We start from the raw sequence: 18,785 nt of genomic DNA, 5'->3' as shown, positions 1-18,785 counted from the left end.
TGGGGGCGTGTTCCCTCCTGAATGTGGAGCAGATCAAGTCGGCCCTCGGGGACGCGGCGGGGAACATCCAGACCGGTGAAGTTGCCGGGACAGTGAGTCCCGCCGGTGTCAGGCACGAAAACTGCGTTTACCCCCTCGACGAGGCCGGCACGACGACCCACGCGGTAATCCTGGAAGTTGTCACTTACCCGGACGCGGCTAGCCGTGCGGCTGCCGACCCGTGGGAGGCCATGATGTCCCCCACGGAAGTCACGGGCCTGTGGGGTGAAGCCCGCTACGCCACGAACCGGCTCAGCCAGACAACGGAGCACGTCCTGGCCGTGGCCCGGGGAACCCAGGTCTGGAGGTTCGTCGTTTCCCAGCCCCAGGAGATCTCCACCTGGGAACCGGCGGAAGGGCAAGCGGTGCTGAGGAAGTTGGCGGAGACCGCCAGAATCTAGGCCGCCGGACTCGACTACAATAGAGGCTGGCCTCGAGGCAATCCGCTCACCACGGATTCGTCCTCGTCAGGCAAGAAGCAACTAGAGTAGTACGGCTGCCAGCGTGCCAGTCGGGGGCTCGCAATAGGAGGAATCCAGCATGGCTGAGCACAACGACGGTAATCGCGACGGCAAAGACCGCGGCAACTTTGGCGGCGGACGGAATTCGGGCGGCGGCGGTTTCCGCGGCACCAACAACTCCGGCGGCGAGCCCCGCGGGTACCGTGCTCGCGATGACCGTGGTGCCGAGGGCGCCCGTCCTCCCGCCGGCGATCGTGACCGCAAGCCCTTCGGGGACCGCCCGGCACGCGAAGGCGACCGTAAGCCGTACAGCGGTGGCGGTGCCGAGCGTAAGCCGTATGGTGATCGTGCTCCGCGCGAAGGCGGGGGACAGCGTCCCAGTTTCGGTGGTGGCGGAGACCGTGACCGTAAGCCGTACAGCGGTGGCGGTGCCGAGCGTAAGCCGTATGGTGATCGTGCTCCGCGCGAAGGCGGGGGACAGCGTCCCAGTTTCGGTGGTGGCGGAGACCGTGACCGTAAGCCGTACAGCGGTGGCGGTGCCGAGCGTAAGCCGTATGGTGATCGTGCTCCGCGCGAAGGCGGGGGTCAGCGTCCCAGTTTCGGTGGTGGCGGTGACCGTGACCGTAAGCCGTACAGCGGTGGCGGTGCCGAGCGTAAGCCGTATGGTGATCGTGCTCCGCGCGAAGGCGGGGGACAGCGTCCCAGTTTCGGTGGTGGCGGTGACCGTGACCGTAAGCCGTACAGCGGTGGCGGTGCCGAGCGTAAGCCGTATGGTGATCGTGCTCCGCGCGAAGGCGGGGGACAGCGTCCCAGTTTCGGTGGTGGCGGAGACCGTGACCGTAAGCCGTACAGCGGTGGCGGTGCCGAGCGTAAGCCGTATGGTGATCGTGCTCCGCGCGAAGGCGGGGGACAGCGTCCCAGTTTCGGTGGTGGCGGAGACCGTGACCGTAAGCCGTTCGGCAGCCGTGATGACCGTCCTGCCCGCAGCTTTGACCGCGGCGACTCCGGTCCCCGCCAGTTCGGCCGCGACCGTGCAGAAGACCGCCCGGTCCGCGTTCCCAACGCCCGGGATCTGCGCAGCGCCAACCGTCCCGACCGTGAACGTTCGCCGCAGATCGACGATGACGTCACAGGCAAGGAACTGGACCGCGCCACGCAGCACCAGATCAAGACCCTGGAGGAAAACAGCGCCGAGTGGGTGGCCCGCCACCTCGTGATGGCCGGACGCCTGATCGACGACGAACCGGAGCTGGCCTTCCAGCACGCCCTCGCAGCCAGCCGCCGCGGCGGCCGCCTCGCCGCCGTCCGTGAAGCCGTGGGCCTCACGGCCTACGCCGCCGGCCACTACGGCGAAGCCCTGCGCGAGTTCCGTACGTACCGGCGCATCAGCGGCTCCAACATGCACCTGCCTGTTATGGCTGACTGCGAACGTGGTCTCGGCCGGCCCGACCGCGCCCTGGAAATGGCACGCTCCGAAGAAGCCAAGGACCTCGACGCTCCCGGCAAGGCGGAACTGGCCATCGTGGCCGCCGGTGCGAGGGCCGACCTGGGCCAGCTCGACGCCGCCGTCTCCGAACTGGAAATCGCCCAGCTGGACATCAACCGGGCCTTCTCCTACAGCCCGCGCCTGTTCCGCGCCTACGCCGATGCTTTGACCGCGGTGGGCCGCTCGGCCGAAGCGGAAAAGTGGCAGCGCCAGGCAGCCGTGGCAGAGAATGCACTCGGCCTCGATGTCTCGGAAGACCCGGACATCATCGACCTCGGCTGGGACGAGGAAGAGGAAGCCCGGGAGGAAGCGCAGCAGCGCCGCCTCCTCGCCGAGCAGGCCGCCCAACGGTCCGCGCCGGCTGACCAGGAGCAGACGCCGCGGGGTGCCAGCGCAGCGGCCGTTGCAGGTCTGCCGGAAACGGCCGAAGCGGCAGCGAACACCCTTGATGAAGGATCCGACGACGCCGAGTCGGACTTCTGGGAATCCGACGACGCCGAGTCCGATGACGACTCCGTGGAAAAGGACGCCCTGGACCGCTCCGAGGTACTGACCGGTGAAGACACCGGCGAAACCGGACACGACGGGTCCCATGAGGGTTCCCACGACGAGTCCCACGACGACTCCCGCGAGCCGGAACGCGCCGAGGGCTGATCGGGAATGGCTGCACCGGAACTGATCTCGACCTTCGACGCCCTGCTCGCCGATCTCGACGGCGTGGTCTACGCGGGCCCCCACGCCATACCGGGCGCCGTGGAATCCCTGCGCCGGCTCGCCGGGATCGGCGTCGGCCTCGGCTACGTCACCAACAATGCTTCCCGGACGCCCGCGGAGGTGGCGCAGCACCTGCGCGATCTGGGTGCCCCGGCGGAGGACCACCAGGTCGTCAGCTCCTCGCAGGCCGCGGGGGAGCTGCTGGCTTCGCTGCTGCCTGCGGGATCCCGCGTTCTCATCACCGGCGGGGCGTCGCTGGCCCAGGAGATTGAACTCGCGGGGCTGGTGCCGGTCCGCAGCGAAGCCGAGCAGCCTGTCGCCGTCGTGCAGGGGTTCCACCCGGACACCGGGTGGAAGGATCTCGCGGAGGCCGCGTACGTCGTTGCCGGCGGGGCCCTGTGGGTGGCCACCAACACGGACATGTCCATTCCCCAGGCCCGGGGCATGGCGCCCGGCAACGGGACGCTGGTAGCGGCGGTGGCTGCCGCCACCGGGCAGCAGCCCCTCGTCGCGGGCAAACCGGAAGCTCCCTTGTTCCATGCTGCCGCGAAGCGGCTGGCTGCGGACCGGCCCCTTGTCGTCGGCGACCGCCTGGACACAGACATCCTCGGCGGCAACAACGCCGGCTTCGCCACAGTCGCCGTCCTGACCGGCGTCGACAGCCGGGAGTCGATCCTCGCCGCCCGCACCCGGGAACGCCCCGACTACCTGATCAACGACCTCACTGACCTCTTCCGGCCCTACCCGGCAATCGAGCTCGACGCCGGGCAGCACCGCTGCGGCGAGGCCTCCGCCGTCGTGCACGGGCAGACGGTCCGGGTCACCGGCGACCCCGGCGACCTTGACGCCTGGCGGGCCGCATGTGCGGCCTGGTGGACAGCCAATCCGGAGACCGCCACCGCCCTGGCGCCGGTCCTCGAATGGCTGGATCACTAGACTGGGCACCATGACCGAGCCCAACGACACCCCCGGGACGGACACCACCGGGGAAGACGCGCAGGTCATCTGGCCTGCGCGTCCGGCAGAGCCGGACGAGGCCACCGGGAGCGCTCCCGGGAACGCGGCCGTGGACCCCGCGGTGGTGGCGCTCCTGGACCGACTCGGTGATTTGCCTGAACTGCCGGTGGCGCTGCACGGGGAGGTCTACGCCGGGCTGCACGACGACCTGCTGGCCTCCCTGAACGAGGGCGTCGCAGGACCCGCCGGAGGACAAAAGACACCCGGAACCACCACTGAAACAGGGGACACCACGCATGAGCAGGCTTGACCAGGCCCTCGTCAGCCGGGGGCTCGCGAGGTCCCGAACCCATGCCGCCCGCCTCGTCGCCGAAGGCAAGGTCAGCTCCAACGGGGAAGTGCTGGCAAAGGCCTCGCTCCAGGTCCAGGACGACATGGTCCTGGACGTCGCCGCCGCCGATGAGGACAACTACGTCAGCCGCGCCGGACACAAACTGGCCGGCGCGCTCGACGCCTTTCCCGCCGTCGAGGTCGAAGGCAAGCGGTGTCTCGACGCCGGTGCCTCCACCGGCGGATTCACCGAGGTGCTCCTGCGCCGCGGGGCGGACCACGTCGTGGCCGTTGATGTCGGTCATGACCAGCTGGTCCCCGTGATCCGCAATGACCCCCGTGTGTCCGTCCACGAAGGCCTCAACGTCCGCTACATGACGCCGGCTGAGATCGGCGTCCCGGTGGCGCTGACGGTGGCGGACCTGTCCTTCATCTCCCTTACCCTCGTCCTGGCCTCCCTCGCGGCGTGCACGGAACCCGGAGGGGACCTGGTCCTGATGGTCAAGCCGCAGTTCGAGATCGGCAAGGACCGGCTGGGCCGCACCGGCGTCGTGACCTCGGAGTGGGAACGCCGTCTCGCCGTGGGCAAAGTCGCGGCAGAAGCCATGGATTCCGGGCTGGAACTCAAAGGCCTCGCCAGCAGCCCGCTGCCCGGCCAGGACGGAAACGTGGAGTACTTCCTGTGGATAAAGCGCGGGATTGGAACAGACCTGCCTAAGATCGAAGAGCGGGACGCAGCCGTTGCTGCGTTACTCGGAACAATCTGGCCCAAGTACTAGAAGCACTAGAAGGCGGAACCCGATGAGCAGGCGTGTCCTCATCCTTGCCCACACCGGCCGTGAGGAGTCCCTCAAGGCTGCCTGGGAGGCATGCGCCCAGCTCCACGACTCCGGCATCGTTCCGGTCATGCTGAAATCCGAGCTCGGGGACATGGTCCGCTTCTTTGGACGACTCGACCAGCCTGTCGAGGTCCTCCATGACCACGTGATGCTGCCCGACGTCGAGCTCGTGATGGTGCTCGGCGGCGACGGCACGATCCTCCGCGCCGCGGAACTGGTGCGCGAGGTCGATGTGCCGCTGCTCGGTGTCAACCTCGGCCACGTCGGATTCCTGGCCGAGAGCGAGCGGGCCGACCTCGCCCAGACCGTCGAATGGATCGCGAGCCGCGAATACACCGTGGAAGAGCGGATGACCATCGACGTCCAGGTCTGGGTGCGCGGGCAGAAAATCTGGCACACCTGGGCCCTCAACGAGGCCGCGATCGAAAAGGGCAACCGGGAACGGATGCTCGAAGTGGTCACCGAAGTCGACGAACGGCCCCTGACGTCCTTCGGCTGCGACGGCGTCGTCCTCGCCACCCCCACCGGCTCCACCGCCTACGCGTTCTCCGCCGGCGGACCGGTGGTGTGGCCCGAGGTCGAGGCCCTCCTGATCGTGCCGATCAGCGCCCACGCGCTCTTCGCCAAGCCCCTGGTCGTCTCGCCCCGCTCCCGGCTCGCGGTCGAAATCCTGAACCGTACCGACGCGCAGGGCGTGCTCTGGTGCGACGGCCGCCGCTCGGTCGACCTCCCGCCCGGAGCGCGCGTGGAAGTGACCCGCTCCGCCACGCCCGTGCGGCTCGCCCGCACCCACCAGACGCCCTTCTCCGGCCGCCTGGTGCGCAAGTTCGAACTTCCCATCCAGGGCTGGCGCGGACCCATGCCGCAGTCCGCCGCGGTCCATACCGGCCCGGTGCCGGTGATCCGCACGCCCCGCCCGATGTCCCCGCTTCCCGCTCCGCCGCAGGCCCGGCCGCCGTATGCAGGGCCGGGCGAGACCCCTGATCCATCGACTGCGAAGTGAACCATGCTTGAAGAACTGAGAATCCGCGACCTGGGTGTCATCACCGACGCCACGCTGCCCCTCGGCCCGGGCCTGAGCGTGGTGACCGGTGAAACCGGAGCCGGCAAGACCATGGTGGTGACCGCCGTCGGGCTCCTGCTCGGCGCACGGTCCGACGCGGGGGCCGTGCGCAGCGGCGCGAAGAGCGCCTCCGCCGAGGCCACCGTGAGGCTCGACGCCGGTCACCCGGCCGTGGCGCGCGCCCGTGAGGCAGGGGCCGAGGTTGAGGAGTTCGACGGCGGCGCCGAGCTGCTGCTCGCCCGCAGCGTGGGCGCGGACGGCCGAAGCCGTGCCTACCTCGGCGGGCGCACCGCCCCCGTGGGCGTGCTCGCGGAAATCGGCGAAACCCTCGTCGTGGTCCACGGCCAGTCCGGCCAGATCCGGCTCAAAAGCCCGGTCGCGCAACGGGAGGCCCTCGACAAATTCGCGGGGCAGAGCCTCGCGGCGACGCTCGGCACCTACCAGCAGCTGCACGCGCACTGGAAGTCCAGCCAGGGCCAGCTGGATGAGCTCCGCAGCGCCGCCCGTGAACGGCTCCGCGAGGCCGAATCCCTGGAAGCTGCCCTGGCCGAAATCGACGCCGTCGACCCGCAGCCGGGGGAGGACGAATCGCTCAAAGCCGAAGCCGTCAAGCTCGCCAACGTCGAGGAACTCAGGATCGCGGCCACCACGGCCCACCAGGCACTCACCGCCGAGGACTTCGGCGAGGAGGCCGATGCCACCACCTTGGTCGATGCCGCCAAACGTACCCTGGAGCACGTCGCCGAACACGACGAGGAACTCGGGTCCGCGGCCGCCAGGCTCGCCGAGGTGGGCTTCCTGCTCAACGACATCGCCACCGAACTCGCCAGCTACCAGGCCGCCCTCGACTCCGAAGGCCCGGAACGGCTCGCCGAGATCGAGAACCGCCGGGGCGCCCTGGCGACGCTGGTGCGCAAGTACGCCCCAAGCATCGACGAGGTCCTGGCCTGGGCTGAGCAGGCCCGGACCCGGTTCCTGGAACTGCAGGACGACTCCACCCGGATCGAGGCACTGGAGGCCGAGGTGGGCCGCGCCGGGGACGAACTGGTCAAACAGGCCGCGGGGATCAGCAAGTTGCGGAAGAAGGCCGCCAAGGAACTCTCCGCCCGCGTCAGCGCGGAACTCAAGGCCCTGGCGATGGCGGATGCCACCCTGGTCATCACCGTCGAGTCCGGCGGGCAGCCGGGCCCGTTCGGCGCGGACGAGATCTCCTTCCTGCTCCAGCCGCACTCCGGCGCCCCGGCCCGCCCGCTGGGCAAGGGTGCCTCCGGCGGTGAACTGTCCCGCGTGATGCTTGCCATCGAAGTGGTGCTGGCCGCCGTCGACCCGGTCCCGACGTTCGTCTTTGACGAGGTCGACGCCGGCGTGGGCGGCCGTGCCGCCGTCGAGATCGGCCGGCGGCTGGCGATGCTGGCCCGGCACGTCCAGGTGCTGGTGGTGACCCACCTGCCGCAAGTGGCAGCCTTCGCCGACCAGCACATCCGGGTCACCAAGACCTCCGTGCGCGGCAGCGACGGCGCCACGGCAACCGGCTTCACCTCCAGTGACGTCCGGCTCCTCGACGAGGCCGAACGCGTCCGGGAACTGGCCCGGATGCTCGCCGGCCAGGAGGATTCCGAATCCGCGCAGGCCCACGCCCAGGAGCTGCTCGACGACGCCCGGCTCCTGCCGCAGCAGGCCTGAGTCTGTCCCAAGACGGCCCGGGACAGGGACGACAATCACAGCGCTTTGCCCCGAACAGACCCTTGAAAGGCTGAATTGATGATAGGCTCGAACTCCGTGGTGCAGCGATCAAATTCCCGTGTAAATTCCCGGTTTCCGGGCTCGTCCAAGACGACCAAACACATCTTCGTCACCGGTGGTGTGGCGTCCTCGCTCGGTAAGGGACTGACGGCTTCGAGCCTCGGTCACCTCCTGCGGGCACGCGGCTTGTCTGTAACAATGCAAAAGCTCGATCCCTATCTGAACGTGGATCCGGGCACGATGAACCCCTTCCAGCACGGCGAAGTCTTCGTCACTGACGACGGCGCCGAAACGGACCTCGACATCGGCCACTACGAGCGCTTCCTCGATGAGAACCTCGAAGGCTCGGCCAACGTCACGACCGGCCAGGTCTACTCCACGGTCATCGCCAAGGAACGCCGCGGCGAATACCTCGGCGACACCGTCCAGGTCATCCCGCACATCACCGATGAGATCAAGCGCCGCATGCGGCTTCCCGCCGAGGGCAAAAACGCCCCCGACGTGATCATCACCGAAATCGGCGGCACCGTGGGCGACATCGAGTCGCAGCCGTTCCTCGAATCCGCCCGCCAGGTCCGCCAGGACATCGGCCGCGGAAACGTGTTCTTCCTGCACGTCTCACTCGTGCCGTACATCGGCCCGTCGCAGGAACTGAAGACCAAACCGACGCAGCACTCCGTTGCCGCGCTGCGTTCCATCGGCATCCAGCCCGAAGCGATCGTGATCCGCTCGGACCGCGAAGTCCCGCAGCCCATGCGCGACAAGATCGGCCGCATGTGCGACGTCGACATCGACGCCGTCATCGGCTGCCCGGATGCGCCGAGCATCTATGACATCCCGAAGACCCTGCACTCCCAGGGCCTGGACTCCTACATCGTCCGCGCCCTCGACCTTCCGTTCAAGGACGTCGACTGGACCAGCTGGGACAGGCTCCTCGACGCGGTCCACAACCCCAAGCACGAGGTTGAAATCGCGCTGGTCGGCAAGTACATCGACCTGCCGGACGCCTACCTGTCCGTGACCGAGGCGCTGCGTGCCGGCGGTTTCGCCAACGACACCAAGGTCAAGATCCGCTGGGTCCCCTCGGACGAATGCGAAACCCACGAGGGCGCGGTCAAGTCCCTCGACGGCGTCGACGCGATCTGTGTCCCTGGCGGCTTCGGCATCCGCGGACTCGAAGGCAAGCTCGGCGCGCTGAAGTATGCCCGCGAAACCAAGCTCCCGGTCCTGGGCCTCTGCCTGGGCCTGCAGTGCATGGTGATCGAGTACGCCCGCAACGTGGTCGGCCTCGAGGGTGCTTCCTCGTCGGAGTTCGAGCCGGATTCCAAGTACCCGGTCATTGCCACGATGGAAGAGCAGCTGGACATCGTCGACGGCAAGGGCGACCTCGGCGGCACCATGCGCCTGGGCCTGTACGAGGCCAAGCTGGACGAAGGGTCCGTGGTCGCCGAGACCTACGGCACCACCAAGGTCAGCGAACGGCACCGCCACCGCTACGAGGTCAACAACAAATACCGCGAGCAGATCGCCGCCCACGGACTGGTGTTCTCCGGAACGTCGCCCGACGGCAAGCTCGTGGAGTATGTGGAGCTTCCCCGCGAAGTCCACCCGTACTACGTCGCCACGCAGGCGCACCCTGAGCTCAGCTCACGCCCGACCAGGCCGCACGCACTGTTCTCCGGACTGGTGAAGGCCGCACTGGAGCACCAGAAGGGCAACGGCAGCAAAGCCGCAAACGCTGCCGCAAAAGCCACTGCAGACAAGGCAAAGGCAGACACAGCCGCGGGCACTCCGTCCGCCGCCAAGTCTTCCCCGGTAGTGTCGAAGTAACCACCAACTGAATCAAAGGACGGCGCGATGCCCGGTAACCCTGAGACCCCCCAAGCTGCACGGCTGGTTTCGGATGAACCGAGCCCGCGCCGTCTTTTGTCGTCCCGGACGGTCTACGAAGGCCGGATCTGGGACGTTGTCAGTGACAGTTTCCAGCTAAACGACGACGGCGATCCGCTCGTCCGCGACTACATCGAACACCCGGGCGCGGTGGCGGTTCTCCCGATGAACGATGACGGCGAGGTGCTCCTGATCAAGCAGTACCGGCACCCCGTCGGCATGGACCTCTGGGAGATCCCGGCCGGGCTCCTCGATGTTGAGGGGGAGGATTTCGTGGCCGGAGCGGCACGTGAACTCGCCGAGGAAGCCGACCTCATTGCCGGCCAGTGGAATGTCCTGGCCGACTTCTTCAATTCCCCCGGGTCCTCCAGCGAAGCCATCCGCATTTACCTCGCAAGGGACCTGAGCGATGTCCCCGGCCACGAACTCCACGTCCGCACCGACGAAGAGGCCGAAATCGAACTGCACTGGATCCCTTTGGATGCAGCCGTGCTGGCCGTACTGGAGGGGCGCCTGCACAACCCGTCCGCCGTCGTCGGAATCCTCGCCGCTGCGGCCGCCCGGGCCGACAACTTCAAGGGCCTCCGCCCCGGTGACGCGCCGTGGCCCGCGCATCCCAGCCAGCGGTGATGGTGGAACCGCTGACCGCCGAGTCCCCGGCACCTGCGCAACTCCCGGCCCCCGCACCCGCCGGCCCGCCCGCGTCCGGGCAGTCGGCCGCCCCGGCCAGGGCGCTGACAGCGATCGACCGCGCCATGACGGACTACCTGCAGCACATGGGGGTGGAACGGGGGCTTGCGGCCAACACGCTATCCGCCTACCGGCGGGACCTGGTCCGCTACGCCCGGCACCTGGCCCACGCAGGCCGCCAACGCCCCGACGAGATCACCCGGCACGACGTCACCGGCTTCGTGCAGGCGCTCTCCGACGGGTCCGACGGCGGCTCGGCCCTGGGCATCCGGTCCGCGGCCCGGACAGTGGTGGCGGTGCGCGGCCTGCACAAGTTCTGGGCACTTGAGGGCGTCACTCCGACTGACCCGGCCAGCGACGTCCACCCGCCCATGCCCGGCAAGCGGCTGCCCAAAGCCATCAGCGTCGACGAAGTCACCAGGATCCTGGAAGCGGTCCGAACCGACACCGCCACCGGGCTGCGCGACCGGGCCCTGCTGGAGTTCCTCTATTCCACCGGCGCCCGGATCAGCGAAGCGGTGGGTCTCGACGTCGATGACATTTCCCTGCACAGCGGCGAGGCCGGGGACACCGGCCCGGCCATCGTCCGGCTGTTCGGCAAGGGTTCCAAAGAGCGGCTGGTCCCGCTCGGTTCCTTCGGTGCCCGTGCCCTCGACGCCTACCTCGTCCGGGGCCGCCCGCTGCTGTCCGCCAAGGGCAAGGGGACCCCTGCGCTGTTCCTGAACGCCCGCGGGGGGCGGATCAGCCGGCAGAGCGCCTGGACCATCCTCAAGTCCGCCGCCGAGAAGGCCAACATCACCAAGGACGTCTCGCCGCACACCCTGCGGCACTCCTTCGCCACGCACCTGCTCGAGGGCGGGGCCGACGTCCGGGTGGTCCAGGAGCTGCTGGGCCATGCCTCGGTTACCACCACACAGGTCTACACCCTGGTCACGGCGGACACCCTGCGCGAGATCTACGCCGCTGCGCATCCCCGGGCCCTGGGCTAAAGTCAGCACCCGGCTTGCTTTCGTCCCGCTGGCCCGGGTGTGGGAGGATCAGCGCCCGGGCAGCACTCTGTTGGAGCAGGATCTCCTCCGGCTGTCGGTCGTTCCAGGTTCAGGTTCGCGCGGCAACCAGCCAGTTATTGTCGGAGGCCCCTACCTCACCATGCGGGCGTCGACAATCTTTTCGGCACCGGGGTCGGTCTGCTCCGCGCCGTCGAATTCGAACCCGTTGCGAAGATAGAACGCCACCGCCCGGGGATTGTCCTTCGCGACCCAAAGCATGGCGGGTCCATCACCCGCTGTGGCATCAAGCAACGCCTGTCCACCGCTCTCCGCGATTCTTATGCTCCATTCCTCCCGCGGATTCCCGAGAACGTGATTCCACATCTGGTGACGGCTCTGGACGTGTTCGTCGCTGAAGAAGTCCTCAGGGAGCAGCTGGGAATACGCTTCCCGCCAAGTGGCCACGTGCAGTTCAGCGATCCGCGGCGCGTCGGGGAGCGCGGGTTCGCGCAGCGTAAACGACATCACTACATCCTGCCAGAATCCTCGGGCTGGCGAACTTTCTGCGCGCCCGAGTATGTGCACCACGGCCAACGTCACCGGATCATTTCGGAACCCTGCGGCAGCTATAGGCTGGAGCACATGAAGCCCACTCCAGTCACTCTTTGCTTCCTGCTCCGCGACGCGGAAAACGGCACCGAAGTGCTGCTGGGGCTGAAGCGGACCGGGTTCGGCACGGGCAAGATCGTGGGCCTTGGCGGCCACGTCGAAGTGGGGGAGAGCGACGCCGAAGCCGTCGTCCGTGAAGTCTGGGAAGAATCCGGAGTCATCGTCCGGCAGGAGGACCTGGCCCATGCCGGCGTCGTCGAGTTCCTCTTCCCCAGCCGCCCCGAGTGGAACATGTACTGCAGGCTCTTCACCACCCGACGCTGGGAGGGCGAGCCGGCGGAGAGCGCGGAGATAACGCCCGAATGGTTCCATACCGGGGCGCTGCCGCTGCACCTGATGTGGCAGGACGCGGAGCACTGGCTGCCGTCCGCTTTGGCCGGCGAGGTGCTCGACGTCGTGGTTGTCCTGAACGAGGACAACGAGACTGTGGCATCTGTGGAAAAACTCTCCGGGGAAATGTAACCCGGACGGGCCAGCCGGAAACAAATCAGTTAGCCTGCAGTTCAGGACACTACTTTCCAGGGGGAGATCGTGCTTTCCGAGCGCGAACTGGCGTTTATCGCCATTCACAAAGACAGCTATCCGCGGGTCTACCGCTTTGTCCGACGGCGGGTGGAATCGGCCGATATCGCGGAGGAGCTTGCCGCGGACGTCTTCCGGGTGGTGTGGCAGAAGTGGGGGGACGAGCCCCGGTCGGACCTGGCATGGCTGCTGACAGTGGCGCGCAACCTGGTTGGCAACGCGTACCGGAGCCGGGACCGCCAGCAGGCGCTGCAGGAAAAGCTGAGGGCCGCCGCCGTTGTCAGGGGCGGCGAAGACTCCGGGAACGTCGCCGTCCAGGATGCCATGGCGCAATTGCGCGACAAGGACCGCGACATTCTCCAGCTCGCGTACTGGGACGACTTGAGCACCGTTGAAATCGCCGGCGTCCTGCAATGCAGCGAATCCGCCGCCAAGGTCCGCCTGCACCGGGCACGGGCTGCTTTCCGAAAGCACCTGCCGTCCGGCGCCGAATCGATCACGGCTGAAGCGACCACACAGAAGATGGGTGCCTGAAATGGATCCGATCAAAGACAGAATTTCCGCTACGGACCCTGCGCACCTCGATCCGTCCGTGCCCGATGGCGAAGCGGCCCTGCGCCGGATGTTCTCCGAGCCTGTGGCCTTCACTGACACCGGCCTGGCCGATGTGGCGTCCCTGGACGAAGTCCGCCGCCGCCGCCGTGCCCGGCTCGCCGGGGCCCTGACGATCGCTGTGGCGGCCGTGGCTGCAGGCGTCCTGGTTGCCACCAACCTTGGTTCGCTCACGACGGCGCCGGAACCGGCGAGCAGCGTGGCGGCAACGGAAACCACGGCCCCCGCCAGTGCCTCTGCGACGCCGGCCCCGACTCCGAGCGCCACGCCGAGTGCCACGCCCGCGCCCCCGGTGGCCTGGACCGCTTTCACCGACTCGACCGGCCAAGCGACCTTCGAACACCCGGCGGACTGGACAGTTACCGAGACCCCGGCAGCAGCCGCCGGGGCGGCGAAGTGGACCAGCGACATCACCGTCACGGACGCGACCGGAAAACAGCTCGCCAGGCTGCGAGCCATCCCGCAGGCATCCGGAACTTCAGTGCCGGCAGTGCCGTACCAGACCCTCGACGCAGTGACCCTGGACATCCCCCAGGCCGCCGCGGGCGCACCGTCCGGGCCGACCCGGTTCAAGTTCCGCGTACTCGAAGGTGCGGCCGTATTCGGCGCCTTGACGATCGATTCGAGCGACATGCCGGCGTCGGGAACCGCCAGCCAACTGCTGTCCTCGATCCGTACCCCGGACGGCGTGCCGGCCATCACCTTCGGAACCGGCCAGATCCTGACCGCCGACGGCAGCGACACGCAGCTGAAATTCACGTCTTTAGCCGAGGCGAAGGCCTACATGGCCTCGCAGGAATACCGGGACATCAAGCGGATGCTGGTTTCGCTGGAACTCAGATCCGTCCGGAAGCCGACGGCGTGGACCAGGTACACCAGCGCCAACGGGCTCGGCAGTTTCGACTACCCGGACAACTGGACCGTGACCAGCCGCGAAGGCGGCCGCTACTCCGACGTGACCAACGACTCGGGCCGCGTGCTGCTGACCCTGGGCTTCAACCAGACACGCAACCGCCCGAACATCATTTCCCCGTGCACCCCGTTCACGGTGCTGGACAGCACTGCCATGACTTTCCCCTCCAACAGGCAGGGCGAGCGGGCCATAGCTCCCCAGTTCATCTTCAGGGTGTGGGACGTCAGCCAGCTGGGCCAGCCATCGGTTCCGTTTGCCGGGAACCTGGGCATTGCGGATGAAAGCTGGGGGGTGAACGGCACCACCTGCGATCCGCAGAACGTCGTGAGCGGCCTGCCCTCAGGCGAGTACTTCTTCGCCCAGAACTACAACACGGGCGACGCGTCGGACCTGCAGTTCCAGTCCCTCGAGGAGGCACGTAAGTACATGGAAACGGCCGAGTTCGCGACGCTCAAACGCATTGTGCTGTCACTGAAGATCAACGTGGGCTAGCGGACAGCGCCCCAGCACACTGCGCCCACCGACAGAAAAGCGGGCCGGCCACCTCCCCGAGGTGACCGGCCCGCCGTCGTACGTGCTCGAAACTAGGCCACGTGCCGTTCTTCGACGCCGTTGTATTCGCTCAGCGGTCGGATCAGCGAGTTCGAGGCCAGCTGCTCCATGATGTGCGCGGTCCAGCCCGTAATGCGGCTGGCAACGAACAGCGGAGTGAAGGTCGGGGTGTCGAAGCCCATCAGATGGTACGTGGGGCCGGCCGGGTAGTCGAGGTTCGGCTTGATCGCCTTCGCCTCGTCCATCGCCGACTCCAGACCGTTGTACAGCCCCAGCAGCTCCGGCCGGCCGTAGTGGGCGATCATCTTGTCCAGGGCGGCCTTCATGGTGGGCACCCGGGAATCGCCGTGCTTGTAGACACGGTGGCCGAAGCCCATGACCTTCTTCTTCTGCGCCAGGGCATCCTCCATCCACGCCTTCGCGCGGGTGGCGGCCTCATCCAGCGACTCCTCCGGACGGATGCCGATCTCGTCGAAGGTGTGCATCACTGCCTCGTTCGCCCCGCCGTGCAGCGGGCCCTTAAGCGCGCCGATCGCCCCGGTCACGGCCGAATGCAGGTCCGAGAGGGTCGAGGTGATCACGCGTGCCGTGAACGTGGAGGCGTTGAAGGAGTGCTCGGCGTACAGGATCATCGAGACGTTGAAGGCCTCGACGACCTCCTGGACCGGCTCCTCACCGAAGGCCATCCAGAGGAAGTTGGCCGAGTAGCCCAGGTCATCGCGCGGCTCCACCACATCCTGGCCGTGACGGCGGCGCTGGTCGTAGGACACCACTGCCGGCATCGCAGCGAACAGGTCCGCAGCCTTGGCCATGTTGGCCTCGCGCGAGGAGTCCTCGGCGAGCGGGTGCCGGGCGCCCATCACGGAGGCCGCCGTACGGCAGACGTCCATCGGATGCGACGTGGTCGGCAGCGCGTCGATGACCTGCTTGACGACGGGATCCAGCGCACGCCCGGCGCGTTCCCGCACCGTGAACTCCGCCAGTTCCTCCGCGGTCGGCAGTTCGCCGTTCCACAGCAGGTAGGCGACTTCCTCGAAGCTGCACTTGGCAGCCAGCTCCTGCACGGGGTAGCCGCGGTAGAGCAGCGAGTTGGTGTCCGGGTTCACCTTGGACACCGCGGTGTAATCCACCACGACGCCGGCGAGGCCCTTTTTAATCTCTTGTTCAGCCATGCTGAAACTCCTTCGTTCCTGTCGCCTGTTGAAACCGGCCGGAGCCGGAAGTCCGATGCGGGGCTTACTGACCCGGGATCTGGAAATTGAAAACCCCGGTATCGAAGCTGTTGTAGGCCTCGTAGTCCACGAGGTCATACAAACGCGCCCGGGTCAGCATGTTCCCGACCTGGGCCTCCTGGGTACCGTCAGCCTTAATCGATTCCAGCGTACGCTCCGCAGCGCCCATGGCACTACGGAGCAGCGTCACCGGGTAGATGATCATGTTGACCCCGACGCCGGCCAGCTGCTCCACGGTGAACAGCGCGCTCTGGCCGAACTCGGTCATGTTGGCCAGGATCGGCACGTCGACGGCGTCACGGATCGCCTGGAACTCGCTCAGGTCCTTCATGGCCTCCGGGAAGATGGCGTCAGCCCCGGCCTCCACGAGTGCCTTCGCGCGGTCCTGCGTGGCCTTGAGACCATCGGTGGCACGGATGTCGGTCCGTGCCATGATCAGGAAGTTCGGGTCGCGCCGGGCGTCGGCTGCCGCCCGGATCCGCTTGGTTGCGGTGTCCAGGTCCACGACGTTCTTGCCGTCGAGGTGGCCGCAGCGCTTCGGGTTGAACTGGTCCTCGATGTGCAGGCCGGCGAGGCCGGCGTTCTCGATTTCCTGGACCGAGCGGGCCACGTTCATCGGCTCGCCGAAGCCGGTGTCGGCGTCGACAATGCAGGGCAGGTCTGTCATCCGGGCGATCTGCCCGGCCCGGGTGGCCACCTCGGTGAGCGTGGTCAGGCCGATGTCCGGCAGTCCCAGGTCGTTGGCGAGGACAGCGCCGGAGATGTAGACCCCGGCGAAGCCCTTCTCCTCGATCAGCCGCGCCGAAAGCGGGTTGAACGCACCCGGGAACTGCTGGATGGTCCCTGAGGCAAGGAGCTCGCGGAAGCGGATTCGCTTCTGCTCCGGCGTCACCTTCGAGTACAGCATTAGAAGAGTCCCTTCGGTGCGGCGGCCAGATCGATCACACCGTCGGCGGCCTGGATGTTGAGCTGGTCCAGCTCGCCGGCGGCGAGTTCGGGCAGGCGTGCGGCGGCGGCGAGGAAGCGTTCGATTTCCTCGTCGGCGACGAGGCCGGCGGCGAGGGTGCGGAACTTGTTCACGTACTGTTCGCGGGCGAACGGCCGGGCGCCCAGCGGGTGCGCGTCGGCAACGGCGATCGACTCGGTGATGACCGTGCCGTCCGTGAGCGTGATGACCACGGTTCCGCCGAAGGCCTTCTCGGCGATGTCGAGGGAGTGGTACCGGCGGGTCCACTCGGGATCCTCAACGGTGGTGACCTTGTGCCAGAGTTCCACAGTGTCCGGGCGTGCCGCGCGTTCCGGGGCGTAGGAATCGACGTGGTGCCAGGAGCCGTCCTGCAGGGCGACCGTGAAGATGTACGGGATGGAGTGGTCCAGCGTTTCGCGGCTGGCCGTGGGGCTGTACTTCTGCGGATCGTTGGCGCCGGAGCCGATCACGAAGTGGGTATGGTGGCTGGTCTTGATCAGCACGGACGCCACGTTGGCCGGGTCGGTGACCTCCGGGTGCTCGCCGTGGAGCTTGCGCGCCAGGTCGATCCACGCCTGGGCCTGGTACTCGGCCGAGTGCTCCTTGGTGTAGGTGTCCATGATGGCGCGCTTGGGCTCGCCCGGGGTCGGCAGCGGCACGGTGTAGGAGGCGTCGGGGCCGTCCAGCATCCAGGCGATGACGCCGTCCTCGCCTTCGTAGATCGGCACGGGCGAGGTCTGGCCGCGCATGGCACGGTCCGCTGACTCGACGGCCATCTTGCCGGCGAACGCCGGGGCGTGGGCCTTCCAGGTGGAGATCTCGCCCTTGCGGGACTGCCGCGTGGCGGTGGTGGTGTGCAGCGCCTGGCCGATGGACTGGAAGATCGTCTCGACGTCGAGTCCCAGCAGGGTGCCGATGCCGGCGGCGGCGGAGGGGCCGAGGTGGGCGACATGGTCGATCTTGTGCTTGTGCAGGCAGATGGCCTTGACCAGGTTGACCTGGATCTCATAGCCGGTGGCGATGCCGCGGATCAGGTCCTGGCCGCTGGAGCCCACGTGCTGGGCCACGGCGAGGATCGGCGGGATGTTGTCGCCCGGGTGGGAGTACTCCGCCGCGAGGAAGGTGTCGTGGTAGTCGAGTTCACGGACAGCGACGCCGTTGGCCCAGGCTGCCCATTCGGGGGCCACGCGCTCCTCGATGCCGAAGACCTTCGAGCCCTTGCCGCCCGTGGTGGGGCCGTGGGTTAGCGCCTGGGCGCGGGCCGCGACGATGGGGGCGCGGTTCAGCGAGGCGATCGCCACCGAGGCGTTGTCGATCACCCGGTTAATGACCATGTCGGTGACTTCCGCGGAGACGGCGACGGGATCGGCGGCCACTGTCGCAATCTTGAACGCGAGCTGGTCTTCGCGGGGCAGGTTTTCCTCGCTCTTGTAAACGCGGACGTGGTGTTCCTTGACCATGGTGTTCCTCTGTTAGTGGGGTTTGTGCGTGGCTTTGACATGGGAAAGACTGCGGTGCAGGTGAAGCGTGGTGGCGGCCTCGGCCAGCCGGGGGTTGCCGGCCGCAATCGCCTCGGCGATGGCGGCGTGCTCCGCGGCGGCGGCGGTAAGCCGTTCGGCGTCGTCGGCCGCCAGCCGGCGGACCCTGACCAGATGGACGCGCAGGCTGCGCATCGCCTGGGCGAGGTAGGAATTGTGGATGGCGGCGTCGATGGCCCCGTCCAGCCGTCCGACCAGTCCGTAATAGTCGTGCCGGGCGGGATCCTCGCCGCTGATCAGTTCCGGGGCACGGCACAGTTCGTGGTGGAGCTGTTCGAAGGTCGCCGCATCGCCGCGTTCGGCGGCCAGAGCCGCGGCCTTGCCCTCGAGGGTTTCGCGGAGTTCGAAGAGTTCGTCGATGTCTTCCAGCGAGATGTCGGTGACGACGACGCCGCGGCCGCCCGCCGTCGTCGTGAGGCCCTCCGCGGTGAGCCGGCTGAGGGCCTCCCGCAGCGGGGTGCGCGAGATGCCGAGCCGCTCGGACTGCTCCACTTCCGCGAGCACCGTCCCGGGCAGCAGACGCCATTCGATGATGTCCTCACGCAGGGCGGCATAGGCCCTATCGCTGGCGCGCATCCT

The 18,785-nt window shown here is 67.7% G+C and carries 19 protein-coding genes; 13 read left to right on the top strand and 6 right to left on the bottom strand.

The features are described from left to right. Nucleotides 1-23 precede the first annotated feature (23 nt). On the top strand, nucleotides 24-440 hold the full coding sequence (locus tag AC1MFL_RS02410) for a hypothetical protein (protein WP_479813184.1): 417 nt from the start codon (nucleotides 24-26) through the stop codon (nucleotides 438-440). A gap of 46 nt (nucleotides 441-486) precedes the next feature. Here AC1MFL_RS02410 and AC1MFL_RS02405 read toward each other — a convergent pair whose 3' ends face one another. Beyond that, nucleotides 487-1,710 carry a hypothetical protein gene (locus AC1MFL_RS02405; protein WP_479813182.1) on the bottom strand — a complete coding sequence of 408 codons (1,224 nt, stop codon included), beginning with the start codon at nucleotides 1,708-1,710 and terminating at the stop codon, nucleotides 487-489. On the opposite strand from AC1MFL_RS02405, the gene AC1MFL_RS02400 reads away from it, so the two are divergent. The 9 genes from AC1MFL_RS02400 (at nucleotide 1,699) to xerD (ending at nucleotide 11,201) form a co-directional block, all read left to right on the top strand. Beyond that, a complete protein-coding gene (locus tag AC1MFL_RS02400; RefSeq protein WP_479813180.1) occupies nucleotides 1,699-2,640 on the top strand; it encodes a hypothetical protein in 942 nt (313 codons plus the stop codon). The two genes, AC1MFL_RS02405 and AC1MFL_RS02400, sit on opposite strands and share 12 nt — an antisense overlap. 6 nt (nucleotides 2,641-2,646) lie before the next feature. Beyond that, nucleotides 2,647-3,636, top strand: coding sequence for an HAD-IIA family hydrolase (locus AC1MFL_RS02395; RefSeq protein ID WP_479813178.1), 990 nt, complete (start codon nucleotides 2,647-2,649; stop codon nucleotides 3,634-3,636). Between the two features lie 10 nt (nucleotides 3,637-3,646). Further along, entirely contained in the window at nucleotides 3,647-3,967 is a 321-nt protein-coding gene (locus tag AC1MFL_RS02390; RefSeq protein WP_479813177.1) for a hypothetical protein, read from the top strand. Beyond that, the gene (locus AC1MFL_RS02385; protein ID WP_479813175.1) at nucleotides 3,954-4,766 is read left to right on the top strand and encodes a TlyA family RNA methyltransferase; all 813 of its coding nucleotides are present in this window, start codon (nucleotides 3,954-3,956) and stop codon (nucleotides 4,764-4,766) included. Before AC1MFL_RS02390 ends, AC1MFL_RS02385 begins: the two co-directional genes overlap by 14 nt. A gap of 22 nt (nucleotides 4,767-4,788) precedes the next feature. Continuing rightward, entirely contained in the window at nucleotides 4,789-5,829 is a 1,041-nt protein-coding gene (locus tag AC1MFL_RS02380) for an NAD kinase (RefSeq protein ID WP_479813173.1), read from the top strand. Nucleotides 5,830-5,832: 3 nt separating this feature from the next. Continuing rightward, on the top strand, nucleotides 5,833-7,572 hold the full coding sequence (gene recN / locus AC1MFL_RS02375; RefSeq protein WP_479813171.1) for a DNA repair protein RecN: 1,740 nt from the start codon (nucleotides 5,833-5,835) through the stop codon (nucleotides 7,570-7,572). Between the two features lie 78 nt (nucleotides 7,573-7,650). Continuing rightward, complete coding sequence (locus AC1MFL_RS02370; protein ID WP_479813169.1) at nucleotides 7,651-9,462, top strand: CTP synthase; 1,812 nt, start codon at nucleotides 7,651-7,653, stop codon at nucleotides 9,460-9,462. A gap of 27 nt (nucleotides 9,463-9,489) precedes the next feature. Next, nucleotides 9,490-10,152: an NUDIX domain-containing protein gene (locus tag AC1MFL_RS02365; RefSeq protein ID WP_479813167.1), complete on the top strand. Its 663-nt coding sequence runs from the start codon at nucleotides 9,490-9,492 to the stop codon at nucleotides 10,150-10,152. Then, complete coding sequence (gene xerD / locus AC1MFL_RS02360) at nucleotides 10,152-11,201, top strand: site-specific tyrosine recombinase XerD (protein WP_479813165.1); 1,050 nt, start codon at nucleotides 10,152-10,154, stop codon at nucleotides 11,199-11,201. The genes AC1MFL_RS02365 and xerD overlap by 1 nt, the downstream gene beginning before the upstream one ends. A gap of 150 nt (nucleotides 11,202-11,351) precedes the next feature. On the opposite strand, the gene AC1MFL_RS02355 is transcribed toward xerD, so the two are convergent. Continuing rightward, entirely contained in the window at nucleotides 11,352-11,726 is a 375-nt protein-coding gene (locus tag AC1MFL_RS02355) for an N-acetyltransferase (protein WP_479813163.1), read from the bottom strand. Between the two features lie 117 nt (nucleotides 11,727-11,843). On the opposite strand from AC1MFL_RS02355, the gene AC1MFL_RS02350 reads away from it, so the two are divergent. From AC1MFL_RS02350 to AC1MFL_RS02340, 3 genes are all read left to right on the top strand, one after another. Next, entirely contained in the window at nucleotides 11,844-12,332 is a 489-nt protein-coding gene (locus tag AC1MFL_RS02350) for an 8-oxo-dGTP diphosphatase (protein WP_479813161.1), read from the top strand. Between the two features lie 69 nt (nucleotides 12,333-12,401). Further along, nucleotides 12,402-12,926 (top strand): RNA polymerase sigma factor, encoded by a 525-nt coding sequence (locus tag AC1MFL_RS02345; protein ID WP_479813160.1) that lies wholly within the window; start codon nucleotides 12,402-12,404, stop codon nucleotides 12,924-12,926. Nucleotide 12,927: 1 nt separating this feature from the next. Beyond that, on the top strand, nucleotides 12,928-14,409 hold the full coding sequence (locus AC1MFL_RS02340; RefSeq protein WP_479813158.1) for a hypothetical protein: 1,482 nt from the start codon (nucleotides 12,928-12,930) through the stop codon (nucleotides 14,407-14,409). A gap of 92 nt (nucleotides 14,410-14,501) precedes the next feature. On the opposite strand, the gene AC1MFL_RS02335 is transcribed toward AC1MFL_RS02340, so the two are convergent. The 4 genes from AC1MFL_RS02335 to AC1MFL_RS02320 form a co-directional block, all read right to left on the bottom strand. Then, nucleotides 14,502-15,641 carry a bifunctional 2-methylcitrate synthase/citrate synthase gene (locus AC1MFL_RS02335; RefSeq protein WP_479813156.1) on the bottom strand — a complete coding sequence of 380 codons (1,140 nt, stop codon included), beginning with the start codon at nucleotides 15,639-15,641 and terminating at the stop codon, nucleotides 14,502-14,504. Between the two features lie 64 nt (nucleotides 15,642-15,705). Next, nucleotides 15,706-16,608 (bottom strand): methylisocitrate lyase, encoded by a 903-nt coding sequence (prpB, locus tag AC1MFL_RS02330; RefSeq protein WP_479813155.1) that lies wholly within the window; start codon nucleotides 16,606-16,608, stop codon nucleotides 15,706-15,708. Then, a complete protein-coding gene (locus AC1MFL_RS02325) occupies nucleotides 16,608-18,128 on the bottom strand; it encodes an MmgE/PrpD family protein (RefSeq protein WP_479813153.1) in 1,521 nt (506 codons plus the stop codon). The genes prpB and AC1MFL_RS02325 overlap by 1 nt, the downstream gene beginning before the upstream one ends. 12 nt (nucleotides 18,129-18,140) lie before the next feature. After that, nucleotides 18,141-18,782: a GntR family transcriptional regulator gene (locus AC1MFL_RS02320; protein WP_479813151.1), complete on the bottom strand. Its 642-nt coding sequence runs from the start codon at nucleotides 18,780-18,782 to the stop codon at nucleotides 18,141-18,143. Between the last annotated feature and the right edge of the window lie 3 nt (nucleotides 18,783-18,785).

This window comes from Arthrobacter sp. BG3 (assembly GCF_056680185.1).
This window is presented reverse-complemented; position numbering and strand designations above follow the sequence as displayed.

Excerpts from the sequence above, each read along its gene's own strand:
- AC1MFL_RS02380 (WP_479813173.1), top strand. The coding sequence starts at position 4,789 with ATGAGCAGGCGTGTCCTCATCCTTGCCCACACCGGCCGTGAGGAGTCC.
- AC1MFL_RS02335 (WP_479813156.1), bottom strand. The coding sequence starts at position 15,641 with ATGGCTGAACAAGAGATTAAAAAGGGCCTCGCCGGCGTCGTGGTGGAT.
- AC1MFL_RS02350 (WP_479813161.1), top strand. The coding sequence starts at position 11,844 with ATGAAGCCCACTCCAGTCACTCTTTGCTTCCTGCTCCGCGACGCGGAA.
- AC1MFL_RS02365 (WP_479813167.1), top strand. The coding sequence starts at position 9,490 with ATGCCCGGTAACCCTGAGACCCCCCAAGCTGCACGGCTGGTTTCGGAT.
- AC1MFL_RS02385 (WP_479813175.1), top strand. The coding sequence starts at position 3,954 with ATGAGCAGGCTTGACCAGGCCCTCGTCAGCCGGGGGCTCGCGAGGTCC.
- AC1MFL_RS02320 (WP_479813151.1), bottom strand. The coding sequence starts at position 18,782 with ATGCGCGCCAGCGATAGGGCCTATGCCGCCCTGCGTGAGGACATCATC.
- prpB (WP_479813155.1), bottom strand. The coding sequence starts at position 16,608 with ATGCTGTACTCGAAGGTGACGCCGGAGCAGAAGCGAATCCGCTTCCGC.
- AC1MFL_RS02390 (WP_479813177.1), top strand. The coding sequence starts at position 3,647 with ATGACCGAGCCCAACGACACCCCCGGGACGGACACCACCGGGGAAGAC.
- AC1MFL_RS02395 (WP_479813178.1), top strand. The coding sequence starts at position 2,647 with ATGGCTGCACCGGAACTGATCTCGACCTTCGACGCCCTGCTCGCCGAT.
- AC1MFL_RS02370 (WP_479813169.1), top strand. The coding sequence starts at position 7,651 with ATGATAGGCTCGAACTCCGTGGTGCAGCGATCAAATTCCCGTGTAAAT.
- recN (WP_479813171.1), top strand. The coding sequence starts at position 5,833 with ATGCTTGAAGAACTGAGAATCCGCGACCTGGGTGTCATCACCGACGCC.
- AC1MFL_RS02340 (WP_479813158.1), top strand. The coding sequence starts at position 12,928 with ATGGATCCGATCAAAGACAGAATTTCCGCTACGGACCCTGCGCACCTC.
- AC1MFL_RS02355 (WP_479813163.1), bottom strand. The coding sequence starts at position 11,726 with ATGTCGTTTACGCTGCGCGAACCCGCGCTCCCCGACGCGCCGCGGATC.
- AC1MFL_RS02325 (WP_479813153.1), bottom strand. The coding sequence starts at position 18,128 with ATGGTCAAGGAACACCACGTCCGCGTTTACAAGAGCGAGGAAAACCTG.
- xerD (WP_479813165.1), top strand. The coding sequence starts at position 10,152 with ATGGTGGAACCGCTGACCGCCGAGTCCCCGGCACCTGCGCAACTCCCG.